General features: G+C 64.2%; 12 protein-coding genes. 7 read left to right on the forward strand and 5 right to left on the reverse strand.

What is annotated here, in order from left to right; genetic code table 11:
• Positions 1 to 2: 2 nt before the first annotated feature.
• Positions 3 to 1,013, reverse strand: a complete 1,011-nt coding sequence (locus AWB74_RS20735) for a sulfate ABC transporter substrate-binding protein (RefSeq protein WP_061148609.1) — start codon at positions 1,011 to 1,013, stop codon at positions 3 to 5.
• A gap of 93 nt (positions 1,014 to 1,106) precedes the next feature.
• A complete protein-coding gene (locus tag AWB74_RS20740; protein ID WP_061148678.1) occupies positions 1,107 to 1,730 on the reverse strand; it encodes an RBBP9/YdeN family alpha/beta hydrolase in 624 nt (207 codons plus the stop codon).
• 126 nt (positions 1,731 to 1,856) lie between these two features.
• On the opposite strand from AWB74_RS20740, the gene AWB74_RS20745 reads away from it, so the two are divergent.
• From AWB74_RS20745 to AWB74_RS20775, 7 genes are all read left to right on the forward strand, one after another.
• On the forward strand, positions 1,857 to 2,642 hold the full coding sequence (locus AWB74_RS20745) for a GntR family transcriptional regulator (RefSeq protein WP_061148679.1): 786 nt from the start codon (positions 1,857 to 1,859) through the stop codon (positions 2,640 to 2,642).
• Positions 2,643 to 2,710: 68 nt separating this feature from the next.
• Positions 2,711 to 4,447 (forward strand): fumarate reductase/succinate dehydrogenase flavoprotein subunit, encoded by a 1,737-nt coding sequence (locus AWB74_RS20750; RefSeq protein WP_061148610.1) that lies wholly within the window; start codon positions 2,711 to 2,713, stop codon positions 4,445 to 4,447.
• An 11-nt stretch (positions 4,448 to 4,458) separates the two neighbouring features.
• Complete coding sequence (locus AWB74_RS20755; protein WP_061148611.1) at positions 4,459 to 4,704, forward strand: 4Fe-4S dicluster domain-containing protein; 246 nt, start codon at positions 4,459 to 4,461, stop codon at positions 4,702 to 4,704.
• A gap of 18 nt (positions 4,705 to 4,722) precedes the next feature.
• Positions 4,723 to 6,129, forward strand: a complete 1,407-nt coding sequence (locus AWB74_RS20760) for an ABC transporter substrate-binding protein (RefSeq protein ID WP_061148612.1) — start codon at positions 4,723 to 4,725, stop codon at positions 6,127 to 6,129.
• 7 nt (positions 6,130 to 6,136) lie between these two features.
• Positions 6,137 to 6,952: an ABC transporter permease gene (locus tag AWB74_RS20765; protein ID WP_061148613.1), complete on the forward strand. Its 816-nt coding sequence runs from the start codon at positions 6,137 to 6,139 to the stop codon at positions 6,950 to 6,952.
• Positions 6,949 to 7,779: an ABC transporter ATP-binding protein gene (locus AWB74_RS20770; RefSeq protein WP_061148680.1), complete on the forward strand. Its 831-nt coding sequence runs from the start codon at positions 6,949 to 6,951 to the stop codon at positions 7,777 to 7,779. Before AWB74_RS20765 ends, AWB74_RS20770 begins: the two co-directional genes overlap by 4 nt.
• Entirely contained in the window at positions 7,776 to 8,777 is a 1,002-nt protein-coding gene (locus tag AWB74_RS20775; RefSeq protein WP_061148614.1) for a HEAT repeat domain-containing protein, read from the forward strand. The genes AWB74_RS20770 and AWB74_RS20775 overlap by 4 nt, the downstream gene beginning before the upstream one ends.
• On the opposite strand, the gene AWB74_RS20780 is transcribed toward AWB74_RS20775, so the two are convergent.
• From AWB74_RS20780 to fmdA, 3 genes are all read right to left on the reverse strand, one after another.
• Positions 8,743 to 10,530: a RecQ family ATP-dependent DNA helicase gene (locus AWB74_RS20780; RefSeq protein WP_061148615.1), complete on the reverse strand. Its 1,788-nt coding sequence runs from the start codon at positions 10,528 to 10,530 to the stop codon at positions 8,743 to 8,745. The two genes, AWB74_RS20775 and AWB74_RS20780, sit on opposite strands and share 35 nt — an antisense overlap.
• A gap of 114 nt (positions 10,531 to 10,644) precedes the next feature.
• Entirely contained in the window at positions 10,645 to 11,019 is a 375-nt protein-coding gene (locus tag AWB74_RS20785) for an FmdB family zinc ribbon protein (RefSeq protein ID WP_327362181.1), read from the reverse strand.
• Positions 11,020 to 11,042: 23 nt separating this feature from the next.
• On the reverse strand, positions 11,043 to 12,275 hold the full coding sequence (fmdA, locus tag AWB74_RS20790; protein WP_061148617.1) for a formamidase: 1,233 nt from the start codon (positions 12,273 to 12,275) through the stop codon (positions 11,043 to 11,045).
• Positions 12,276 to 12,330: the final 55 nt, after the last annotated feature.

Here is a 12,330-nt window from a genome sequence, read left to right on the forward strand (position 1 = left end):
CGTCAGTTCTTGTCCGCGACGACCTGATCGAACGTGCCGCCATCGGCGAAATGCGTTTTTTGCGCCTGTTGCCAGCTACCGAACATCTGCTCCACGGTGAAGGTCTTCAGCGCCTTGAATTCGCCTGCATGCTTCGCGAGCACATTCGTGTTGCGCGGACGCAGATGATGCTGCGCGATGATCTCCTGCGCGGCGGGCGTGTACAGAAAGTCGAGATATGCCTGCGCTTCCTTGCGCGTGCCGCGCTTGTCCACCACCTTGTCGACGATCGACACCGGCGGCTCCGCGAGCAGGCTCACCGACGGATAGACCGCCTCGAAATCCTTCGCGCCCGGGCCCGCGCTCATCAATCCGACTTCGTTCTCGAACGTAACGAGCACGTCGCCGATGCCGCGCTGTGTGAAGGTCGTCGTCGCGCCTCGGCCGCCCGTATCGAGCACGGGCACGTTTTTGAAGATCGCTTTCTCGAAGTCCTGCGCCTGCGCATCGCTCGCGCCCTGCTGCTTCTTGTAGCCCCACGCGGCGAGATACGTATAGCGCCCGTTGCCCGAGGTCTTCGGATTCGCGATCACGACCTGCACGCCGGATCGCGCAAGATCGTTCCAGTCCTTGATCTGCTTCGGATTGCCCTTGTGGACGAGAAAGACCATCGTCGTCGTGTAGGGCGCGCTGGCATCGGGCAGACGGCTGCGCCAGTTCGCGGGCACGAGCTGACCGCGTTCGGCGAGCAGGTCGATGTCGTTGGGCTGGTTCATCGTCACGACATCGGCCTGAAGCCCTTGCGTGACCGACAACGCCTGCGCGCTCGATGCGCCATGCGACTGCCGCACCGCTACCGTCTCGCCCGTTTTCTTCTTGTAGTCCGCGACGAAAGCCGCGTCGATGTCCTTGTAGAGCTCGCGCGTCACGTCGTAGGACACGTTGAGCAGTGTCGCGTCCGCATGTGCAATGCTCGCCGATGCCGATGCGATGCTGAGCGCAACCGCGATAACCAGCTTGTTATGGACCGCCATTTTTTCTCCGTGACAGGGACAGGGTTTTGGAACCGCACAACAGACAAAGGCCGCCCGAGGGCGGCCATACATGCTTTTTATGAACCAGTGCAATCAGCCGTAAGCGCGTTGCGCCTCCTCTTCGTATTCAGGCGACGCACGGCGCGCGAGCGTTTCGACGAAATGCTTCGCGAGCGGCCAGGGTCCGAAACCCGCAGCCGTGTTGATATGCCCCGCCTTGCCGAGATTCACGAACGCGCTGTTCCAGCGCTGCGCGAGCGTGCGCGCTTCGTCGAGCGGCATCCACGGATCGGTCTCGCTGCCGACGACGAGCGAAAGCGTATCGAGCCTGCGCGCGCTGAACGCGCCCGCGAAACGGAACTTCGCCGGACTCGCGGGCGCGACGAACAGCACGCCCTTCACTTGCGCGGCCTGCGCGTGAAAGGCGCCCGCGTGCGAGAGCGCATGCGCGGTCGCGAGACATCCGAAGCTATGCGCCGCGATCACGACGGGACCGTCGATGCCCGCGATCACATCGCGCACAGCATCGCTCCAGATCGCCAGATTGGGCGTGTCCCAGGCTCGCTGTTCGACGCGCCGCGCGCCGGGCAGCTCGCGTTCCAGCCAGCTCTGCCAATGCGCGTCCTCGCTTCCGTACAGTCCGGGCACGGTCACGAGCGTCACCGACAAAGACGCCGACAACGACGACGTCACGTTCCCCACGCTGCGCTCACTCATCTTCGATCCTCGCTGCGACTCGAACTGGTCAGACTCCATTCTCGATGAGCGCGCGATCGCGGCTAACCAATATTTCGTCATTTGTTTATGGCGATGGGAGGCGAAGCGCATCGCTATAATCGCTCCATGCCGACCCGCCGCCCGACCGTCTCGCTCGACTCGCACGTTCCGCTCTACACGCAAATCAAGGACGTGCTGCGCACCGGCATTCTCGATGGCCGCTATCCGCCGATGAGCCGCATGCCGTCCGAAAGCGAGCTTCAGACGATGTTCGACGTCAGCCGCATCACGATCCGCCAGGCGCTCGGCGATCTGCAAAAGGAAGGGCTGATCTTCAAGGTTCACGGCAAGGGCTCGTTCGTGTCGCAGCCTAAGGCGTTTCAGAACGTGACGTCGTTGCAGGGGTTCGCCGAAGCGATGGCGGAAAGCGGGCACGAGATCGTGAATCGCGTCGTGCAACTGCGCTTCGTGCCCGCGCCCGCCGACGTCGCCGCACGGCTCGACGTTGAAGAAGGCTCGAGCGTCGCCGAGATTCATCGCGTGCGGCTGCTCAATCGCTCGCCCGTTTCCTATGAAGTGACCTTTCTGCCCGAAGCGATCGGCCGGCGTCTGAAGCGCGCGGATCTCGCCACGCGCGATATCTTCCTGATGCTCGAAAACGACTGCGCGGTACCGCTCGGCCATGCGGATCTCGCCATCGACGCCATCGCGGCCGCCTCGGAGATCGCCGCCGCGCTCGATGTGAAGAAAGGCGCACCGCTCTTGCGCATCGAGCGCCTCACGCATGATGCCGCGGGCAAGCCCATCGACTTCGAATATCTGTATTTCCGCGGCGATACGTTCCAGTACCGGCTGCGCATCGATCGCGAGCGCGTTATTCGAAGCAGGCACAAGCAAAGCAAAAACAATTGATTCCAACGCGGTTCGCACGCTTCTAGAATCTGGTCCTGACTTGTCATAACAAGTAGCGATTCCAGATCATGCAGACCCACGAACTCGAATACGACATCGTCGTCGTTGGCGGCGGCACGGCCGGCCCGATGGCTGCCATCAAGGCGAAACTGCGCGACCCGAAGCTGCGCGTGCTGCTCATCGACAAGGCGCACGTGAAGCGCAGCGGCGCGATCTCGATGGGGATGGACGGCCTGAACAACGCCATCATCCCCGGCCATGCGACGCCCGAGCAGTACACGAAGGAAATCACCGTGGCGAACGACGGCATCGTCAATCAGGCCACCGTCTATGCGTATGCGCGGCACAGCTTCAAGACCATCGAAGAGCTCGACCGCTGGGGCGTGAAGTTCGAGAAGGATCACACGGGCGACTATGCGGTGCGCAAGGTGCATCACATGGGCGCCTATGTCCTGCCGATGCCCGAAGGCCACGATGTGAAGAAGGTGCTCTATCGCCAGTTGAAGCGTGCGCGCGTGGAGATCACGAATCGCGTCGTCGCGACGCGTCTGCTCAATGCGCCGAACGGTGAAATAGCCGGCGTGATGGGCTTCGATTGCCGCACTGCCGACTTCTACGTGATCCGCGCGAAAGCCGTGATTCTCTGCTGCGGCGCGGCCGGACGTCTGGGCTTGCCGGCATCGGGCTATCTGATGGGCACCTACGAGAACCCGACCAACGCCGGCGACGGCTACGCGATGGCGTATCACGCGGGCGCGGAGCTCGCGAATCTCGAGTGCTTCCAGATCAATCCGCTCATCAAGGACTACAACGGCCCCGCATGCGCCTACGTGACGGGACCGCTCGGCGGCTATACGGCCAACGGCCGGGGCGAGCGCTTCATCGAATGCGATTACTGGAGCGGTCAGATGATGTGGGAGTTCTATCAGGAACTCCAGAGCGGCAACGGCCCGGTGTTTCTCAAGCTCGATCATCTCGCGGAGGAAACGATACAGACCATCGAGACCATCCTGCACACCAACGAGCGCCCGAGCCGCGGACGCTTTCACGCGCGGCGCGGCAACGACTATCGCACGCGCATGATCGAGATGCATATCTCGGAGATCGGCTTGTGCAGCGGCCACAGCGCATCGGGCGTATGGGTCGACGAGTACGCGCGCACCTCCGTGCAAGGCCTCTACGCAGCAGGCGACATGGCCGCCGTGCCGCACAACTACATGCTCGGCGCGTTCACGTATGGCTGGTTCGCCGGTGAAGATGCCGCCGCGCATGTCGCAGGCCGCGCGTTGCCCGCGCTCGATGTATCGCAGGTCGAACGCGAACGCGCCCGCGTTTTCGCGCCGCTGTCACGCGCGCATGGCCTGCCGCCCGCGCAGGTCGAATACAAGCTGCGCCGCTTCGTGAACGAGTATCTGCAGCCGCCGAAGGTCACGCGCCGCATGGAGATCGGCCTGCAACGCTTCGCCGAGATTCGCGAGGATGTCGAACATCTGGGCGCCGCCGATCCGCACGAGCTGATGCGTGCCGCCGAAGTCGCCGCGATTCTCGATTGCGCCGAGATGGCCGCGCGCGCGTCGCTGTATCGCACGGAGAGCCGCTGGGGGCTGTATCACCATCGCGTCGATCATCCCGAGCGCAACGACGACGAATGGTTCTGTCACACGCATCTGAAGAAGGATGATGCGGGACGCATGACCTCGTTCAAGAAAGCCGTGGAACCCTACGTGGTTCCCATCGACGAGTCCGAGCGCGGCGCGTATTCGCGTCTGCGCGTGGCTCGCGCATCGCAGCCGGTCGCTGCCTAGGAGAAGAAAACATGGCCCTCGTGCCCCGTGAAGCGCGCCTGCGCTCGAGCCTGCCCGTGATGATCGACGAAGACAAGTGCATCGCCGACAAGGGCTGTACCGTCTGTATCGACGTCTGTCCGATGGACCTGCTCGCGATCGATCCCGATACCGGCAAGGCCTTCATGAAGTTCGACGAATGCTGGTACTGCATGCCCTGCGAGCGCGACTGTCCGACCAATGCCGTGCATGTCGACATTCCCTATCTTCTTCGATGACGAGACAAGGATTCGCCCATGAAACGAACGCTCTTTATCGCGCTCGCGGCCGCGCTCTTCGCAGGCGCCGCGGAGGCGGACACGATCCGCATCGCCATCGGCACGCAGGACACGACGATCAACACCGCGGCGGGCGGCGCGCTGATCCGCGAGCTGCATCTGCTCGAAAAGTACCTGCCGCACGATGGCAAATACAAGGACGCGCAATACGACATCCAGTGGAAGAACTTCACGAGCGGCGCGCCGATCACGAATGAAATGGTCGCGGGCAAGCTCGACTTCGGCTCGATGGCGGACTTCCCCGGCGTGTTGAACGGCGTCGCGAACCAGAAGGCGGGCAAGTGCAGCATCTTCATCAGCGTGTTGTCGGGCAGCGTGCGGGGCAGCGGCAACGGCATCGTCGTGCCGACGGACTCGCCCGCGCAGTCCATCGCCGATCTCAAGGGCAAGACCATTTCGGTGCCGTTCGCGTCGACCTCGCACGGCATGCTGCTGCGCGCCGTCGCGGCGCAAGGCTGGGACCCGGAGCGCAACGTGAACATCGTCACGCAGGCGCCGGAAGTGGCCGGGCCCGCGTTGCAGACGCACAAGATCGACGCGCATGCGGACTTCGTGCCCTTCGCCGAGCTGTTTCCGTATCGCGGCTTCGCGCGCAAGATCTACGACGGCTCGCAGGCGGGTGCGGCGACGCTGCACGGCACGCTCGTCGAGAAGGACTATGCGCAGAAGTATCCGGAGATCGTCGTCGCTTATCTGCGCGCGGCGATCGAAGCGAATCGCCTGCTCACGGCGGAGCCCGAGGAATACAGCGAGCTGATCGCGAAGGTCACGGGCATCGAGCCTGAAGTCGATTATCTGTTTCATGGCCCGCTCGGTCTTCAGACGCGCGATCTCACGTGGACGCCCGAGTATCGCAAGGCTGTGCAGACCTCGTTCGACACGCTCAAGCTGCTCAAGCGCGCGGACGGCGATCTGAATGCGAACAGCTTCATCGACGACACGTATCTGCGCGCAGCCTTCAAGGCCGAACATCTCGACTACGAAGCGGCATTGCGCAACTATGCGCCGACGCCGCTCGTCGCGAACGACGCGCTGACCGGCAAGCCGATCGCGAAGACCGATCGCGTTGCGCAGATCTGGGTGCGCGGCGAGCCGAAAGTGCGCAGCTATGCGTCGCCGGAAGAAGCGGTGCGCGAGCTCGTCACGCTCGAACGCGATGGCCGGCAGGTGCGCGCGTTCTATGCGCAGGATCGCGAGAGCGGCATCAAGCTGCTCGGCAATCAGGCGTGGTTCGCGAAGACCGGCGACGGCCAGTTGAACGCGTTTCTGCTGAAGGATCGCGCGCAAGCCTGGGCGAACGCGCATGGCGGACAGGTGCTCGATTTCGCCGCCGTGCGCCAGCCCACCGCGCTCGCGAACCGCTGAGGCGAACATGGCGACGCTCGCTTATTCCACTCCATCGCTGCTTCGCTCGCGCGGCGCGCGCGCCGGCGTGCAGTGGGCGTCGCTCGCGCTGTGCCTTCTGCTCTGGCATCTCGCGACGACGTATCGCTGGAACCTCGGCATCGTCACCTTCGAGAACGTGCCGACGCCAGCCGATACACTCGCGGCCATCGTCGATCTTGCGCATTCGCCGAAGCTGATCTCCGATCTCGCGAGCAGCGTGCGGCGCATCGCGGCGGGTTATGTGGGCGCGGCCGTGAGCGGCGTGTTGCTCGGCCTCGCGATCGGACGTTCGCAATGGTCGCGTCTCGCGCTGCTCACGCCGCTCGAAGTGTTGCGGCCGATTCCCGCCGTCGCGTGGATTCCGCTCGCGATCCTGATGTTCCCATCCTCGGAAATGTCGATGATCTTCATCACCTTCACCGGCGCGTTCTTTCCGATCCTGCTCGGCACGATACACGGCGTCGAAGGCGTCGAGCCGCGGCTCGTGTCGTCGGCGCGCAGCCTGGGCGCGAGCCATCGCGTGATCCTGCGCGAAGTGATCCTGCCGGGCGCCGCGCCCGCGATCGTCACCGGTCTCGCGATCGGCATGGGCACGTCGTGGTTCTGTCTCGTCACCGCCGAGATGATCTCGGGGCAATTCGGCATCGGCTATTACACGTGGCAGTCGTACACGGTGCAGCGTTATCCCGATGTGGTCGTCGGCATGTTGCTGATCGGCCTGCTCGGCATGGGCAGCAGCGCGCTCGTGCGCATCGCCGGAAAGCGCCTCACGCCGTGGCTCGCCGCCGGGAGAAGCCGATGAGCGCGGGCCGCATCGATCTCGAAGCGCTCGGCATCGCACTGGGCGAAGGCGCGCACGCATTCACCGCCGTGCGCGATGTGAACGCGGTCATCGAACCGGGCGAGTTCGTGTGCGTGCTCGGTCCGTCGGGCTGCGGCAAGTCGACCTTGCTCGCGGCGCTGGCAGGCCACGTCGCTGCGAACGCGGGACGCGCGATGCTCGACGGCAAGCCGATCGGCGCACCGCATCCCGAGCGCGGCATGGTTTTTCAGCAGCACACGCTGCTGCCGTGGCGCAAGACGCTCGACAACGTCGCGTTCGGCCTCAAGATGCGCGGCGTGAGCAAGCGCGAGCGGCATCGCCGCGCACAGGCCCTGCTCGATCGCGTCGGGCTCGGCGCGTTCGCGGACCGTTATCCCGAGCAGCTATCGGGCGGCATGCAGCAGCGCGCGGAGATCGCGCGCGCGATGCTCAACGAGCCGCGCGTGCTGTTGATGGACGAGCCTTTCGGCGCACTCGATGCGCAAACGCGCGCAATGATGCAGGCGTTGCTGCTCGATGTATGGAGCGAGCATCGCCCGACTGTCGTGTTCGTCACGCATGACATCGACGAGGCGCTGTTTCTCGCGGACCGCATTCTCGTGATGAGCCAGAGCCCCGGCACCGTGCTCGAAGAACTGCGCGTGCCGTTCGCGCGTCCGCGCGAGCGCGACCTCGTCACGGAGCCCGCATTCGTCGCGTTGAAGCGGCGCTGTCTCGCGTTGCTTCGTCACCCGCAAGCGGGCGCATCGGTTACGTCGAGCGACGCGCCTGCGCGCATCGACATCACACGTTCGGTCTATTCATGACGCACACCCATCCTCGTTTCGATGACATCACCGACGACGCCCTCGCCGCGCGTCTTGCAGCGCGTTTGGCAGACAAGGACGCCGCCGTGCGCCGACTCGCCGTGATCGAAGCCGCCGATCTCGAAGACGAAGCATGGCTGCCTTTGCTCGCCGACGTGTTGCGCCACGACACCGATGCCGATGTGCGCCTGACCGCGGCGCAACGCCTGAGCGCATGGGACACGATCGAAGTCGTCGATGCGCTGTGCGCCGCGCTCGCCGACACCGATACGCCGACACGCGATGCCGCCGCCAATAGCCTCACTGCGCTGAAAGATCCCGCGGCAGGCGAACGCCTGTTGCCGCATCTCGCCGATGCCGATACGTTCGCACGCGCCGCGCTGTTGCGTGCGTTGCGCGAGCTGCGCCTGACGAATGCGGCCGGGCCTGCGCTCGCGGCTTTGTCGGATGCATCGCCCGAGGTGAGGCGCGAGGCCGTCGGCGTGCTGGGCTGGCTGCGTCATGCGAACGCGTTGCCGCAACTGACGCAACTCGCACGCGACGATGATTCCGCCGACGTGCGTCACGCCGCCGTCGGTGCACTCGGATTCGCCACCGACGACAGCGTGCTCGGCCCTTTGATCCACGCGCTATCCGATGACGAATGGCGCGTGCGCGAGGAAGCCGCGGCGACGCTGGGCAAGCTGCGTCTCGCGGCGTCGCGCGATGCGCTCGAAAGCGCGCTCGCCGACGACTACTGGCAAGTCACGCTGCAGGCGGCGCGCGCGCTCGGGCGTCTGCGCGATGCGGCGAGCACGCACGCCGTAGCGGAGTTATTGACGTTTCCGGTCAGCAACGTGCGCAAGGAAGCCGCGCTCGCGCTCGGCGAACTCGGCAATGCCGATGCGCTCGCCGTGCTCGAAGCCGCGCTCGGCGACGGCGATCCCGAAGTGCGCAAGGCCGCGCGCATCGCGATTGCGCAGATCAGCGAGCGGCACGCTTCACATAGCGGGCGATGAACGTGCGCGTGTCGTCGTCGGCGAAACGCACGGCGACGCGCTCGCCGCTGACCATTTCGACGACGCCTTCGCCATAGCGACGCACGCGCACGCGATCGCCCTGCGCGAACTCGGGCGCGTTGCGTTCGGGCGATGCCTTCGCCTTCTCGCGCAATTCACGCGGACTTTCGATCACCTCGGGCGGATGCACGCAGTTGTCACATACGCCGCATGCACCGCCGCCGAGTTCGTCGTCGGGCGCGCGGTAATCGACATCGCTCGCCTTCAACGGCGCCGATGCGCGCGCATCGTTCATGTCGTCGGCGAAGTAATCGAGCAGCATGCGCCAGCGGCATTGCGCGCTCTGCGCATACGCGATCATGCGTTCGAGCACCGCGCGGTCGCGTTCCGAACGTTCAGCATAGAGTTGCGATGCATCATCGAGCTTCGCGAACGTCGCATCGTCGACAACGAGCTTCATGCCGCCGCGCCGCGTGCGCCGTGTCATGCCGATATCGTTGAGCAGCGTGGCCGCCACACGCAGCTTGTTCGCGCCCACGTTCGGCAACGCTTCACGCAGACGCGCAAGCGGCTTCTCCAGCGTGCGGCCGCTGTCCTGCAACGCCAGCTCACGCACTTTCTCCGCGACGCGCATGATCGTTTCCGCGCTCGGATAGCGCCCGCTCATGAAAAACTGCTGCACCTGCCTGTCCTTCATTTCGAAGAGCAGCGTGCAGCGCGCAGGCTCGCCATCGCGTCCGGCGCGGCCTGCTTCCTGATAGTACGCATCGAGACTGCCCGGCATTTGCGCATGAATCACGAAGCGGATATCGGGCTTGTCGATGCCCATGCCGAACGCATTGGTCGCGACCATCACGCGCGCGCGATCCGCCATGAACGCATCCTGCGATTCCGACCGCGCACCCGACGACAACTTGCCGTGATAGCGCTCCGCCTCGACGCCCGCATCGACGAGCGCGGCATGCAGCGCTTCACATTCCGCGACGGTCGCGCAATACACGATGCCGCTGCCTGCTTCGTTCGTCGCTAGCTCGATCGCGCGCTTGCGCTTGTCGTCGGGATTGGTCGACTGCTCGACCGTGAAATGCAGATTGTCGCGATACACGCCCGTGTGAATGACGTGCGGATGCCGCATTTGCAGCTCACGCACGATATCGACGATGACGGCGGGCGTCGCCGTCGCGGTGAGTGCGAGCACGGGCGGGCGTCCGAGCGTCTTGATTGCGTGAATCAGCTCGACGTACGCGGGCCGGAAATCATGACCCCATTGCGAAATGCAGTGCGCCTCGTCGATGACCGCGAGCGCGATGGGCGGCATGTCCTTCGCGGTGAGCTCGGCGTTGAAGCTGGCATCGACGAGCCGTTCGGGCGTGACGAAGAGCATGCGGATTTCATGACGCGCGATCGCCTGCATGGCGTCGCGCTCCTCGCCCGCCGATAGCGCGCTGTTGAGCACGGCGGTCGCGACGCCTGCTTCGATCAGCTTCGTCGCCTGATCGCGCATCAGCGAGATGAGCGGCGACACGATGATCGTCATGCCGTCGAACTGCAGCGCGGGCAACTGATAGCACAGCGACTTGCCCGCGCCCGTGGGCATCACGGCGAGCGTGTCGTGGCCGTCGAGCACGCTGCGAATCACGTCCTCCTGTCCGGGGCGTAAATGCCCAAAGCCGAAGACCTTGCGCAGCGCGGTTTCGAGATCGTGATCGGGCAGCGTGCGCGATCGCGCGGGGATGGCGTGTGAGTCGTTCATGCGTGCCGGGAGCGAGTCGTCTGCCGGTCGCGGAGTGCGACCGATGCGCAAACGGCTTGAGCAAACGCCGTTCCAAGCGCGCCAACCTGTCCCGACGCGTGCTGCGCGGCGCTTCTAGTGGCTAATCATCCACGGACGCCCGCCCGGCGACTTCATCGAAGGTTTCGCCTGATCGCTTGTGGGACTACTCGGTCTGCAACAACTGCATCCCGGTCCGTGACGATAGCCAAGACTCTTCGAGCTCTTTGGCGCATGCGCGCTGCGTTCGTTCGTCGCGTACGCATCGCGCTGGGCTTGCGGCATCAGCGAGAGCATCGCCGTACACGTGATCGCCCGTATCGTCTGCATGCCGCATTCGGGACACATACACGGCAAGTCGCGATCCGCGATACTGCGCATCACGTCGAAGCTGCCGCACGATTCGCATTCGTATTGATAGATCGGCATTGCATTCGCACTCGAAAAAATGGCGCGATGCAAACATCGCATCGCGCCAGTCAAATTGCACGGAATCAGGCCTTGTCTTGCGAGAGCGGAATATCCACGCCGCCCTTCACGGCCTTCACCGGACCGTCCGCGTTCGGACGGATGTCGAAGTCGAAGATCTGCGTGGGCAGCCACAAGGTCGCGCATGCGTTCGGAATATCGACGACCCCGCTGATATGCCCCTGCACCGGCGCCGTCCCCAGAATCGAATACGCCTGCGCGCGCGTGTAGCCGAATTTCGTCAGATATTCGATCGCATTCAGGCACGCCTGCCGATACGCGATGTGCACGTCGAGATAATGCTGCTTGCCCTGCTCGTCGACGGAAATGCCTTCGAAGATCAGGTAGTCGTCATAGCGCGGCGTGATCGGGCTCGGCTTGAAGATCGGATTCTTGATGCCGTATTTCGCCATGCCGTCCTTGATGACGTTCACGCGCATGTGCACCCAACCCGCCATCTCGATCGCGCCGCAGAACGTGATTTCGCCATCGCCCTGACTGAAGTGCAGATCGCCGACGGACAGGCCCGCGCCATCCACATACACCGGGAAGAAGATCTTCGAGCCGCGCGACAGATCCTTGATGTCGCAATTGCCGCCATGCTCGCGCGGCGGCACCGTGCGCGCGCCTTCGGCAGCGGCCTTTTCGCGGGCGTTGCCGGTCATCTTGCCCATATGAGCGGTCGCGGCGAAAGGCGGATTCGCGAGCGGCGGCACGCGGTCGGGCTGCGTCGCGATGAAATCGACTTCGCGCTGATTCCACGTCGCGAGCAGCTTCGGATCGGGCAGGCAGCCGATGAGTCCCGGATGAATCAGCCCCGCGAACGAAACCTGCGGCACGTGGCGCGAGGTCGTATAAAGCCCGTGGAAATCCCAGATGGATTTCTGCGCGAGCGGGAAGTGATCGGTCAGAAAGCCGCCGCCGTTCTTCTTCGAGAAGAAGCCGTTGAAACCCCACTGGCTTTCCTGCTTCGCGCCGATATCGAGCAGGTCCACGACAAGCAGATCGCCGGGCGCCGCGCCATGCACGCCGACCGGTCCCGATAGAAAGTGGACGATCGACAGATCGATGTCGCGCACATCGTCCGCCGAATCGTTGTTCTTGATGAAGCCGCCGGTCCAATCGTAGGTTTCGAGAATGAAGTCGTCGCCGGGTTTGACCCATGCGGTCATCGGAATGTCGGGGTGCCAGCGGTTATGCACCTGCTCGTTGTCGAATGCGGACTGATTCAGGTCGACCTTGATGAGCGTTTCAGCCATGACGAATGTCTCCTTGTCGGATCAGGCCGGCTCGCATGCCGGCATAGGACAGCAC

Origin of the sequence: Caballeronia arvi (assembly GCF_001544695.2) — a bacterium.
In the GTDB taxonomy this organism is placed as follows: Bacteria; Pseudomonadota; Gammaproteobacteria; order Burkholderiales; family Burkholderiaceae; genus Caballeronia; species Caballeronia arvi.

Excerpts from the sequence above, each read along its gene's own strand:
- AWB74_RS20740 (WP_061148678.1), bottom strand. The coding sequence starts at position 1,730 with ATGAGTGAGCGCAGCGTGGGGAACGTGACGTCGTCGTTGTCGGCGTCT.
- AWB74_RS20775 (WP_061148614.1), top strand. The coding sequence starts at position 7,776 with ATGACGCACACCCATCCTCGTTTCGATGACATCACCGACGACGCCCTC.
- fmdA (WP_061148617.1), bottom strand. The coding sequence starts at position 12,275 with ATGGCTGAAACGCTCATCAAGGTCGACCTGAATCAGTCCGCATTCGAC.
- AWB74_RS20780 (WP_061148615.1), bottom strand. The coding sequence starts at position 10,530 with ATGAACGACTCACACGCCATCCCCGCGCGATCGCGCACGCTGCCCGAT.
- AWB74_RS20760 (WP_061148612.1), top strand. The coding sequence starts at position 4,723 with ATGAAACGAACGCTCTTTATCGCGCTCGCGGCCGCGCTCTTCGCAGGC.
- AWB74_RS20770 (WP_061148680.1), top strand. The coding sequence starts at position 6,949 with ATGAGCGCGGGCCGCATCGATCTCGAAGCGCTCGGCATCGCACTGGGC.
- AWB74_RS20745 (WP_061148679.1), top strand. The coding sequence starts at position 1,857 with ATGCCGACCCGCCGCCCGACCGTCTCGCTCGACTCGCACGTTCCGCTC.
- AWB74_RS20755 (WP_061148611.1), top strand. The coding sequence starts at position 4,459 with ATGGCCCTCGTGCCCCGTGAAGCGCGCCTGCGCTCGAGCCTGCCCGTG.
- AWB74_RS20750 (WP_061148610.1), top strand. The coding sequence starts at position 2,711 with ATGCAGACCCACGAACTCGAATACGACATCGTCGTCGTTGGCGGCGGC.
- AWB74_RS20735 (WP_061148609.1), bottom strand. The coding sequence starts at position 1,013 with ATGGCGGTCCATAACAAGCTGGTTATCGCGGTTGCGCTCAGCATCGCA.
- AWB74_RS20785 (WP_327362181.1), bottom strand. The coding sequence starts at position 11,019 with ATGCGATGTTTGCATCGCGCCATTTTTTCGAGTGCGAATGCAATGCCG.
- AWB74_RS20765 (WP_061148613.1), top strand. The coding sequence starts at position 6,137 with ATGGCGACGCTCGCTTATTCCACTCCATCGCTGCTTCGCTCGCGCGGC.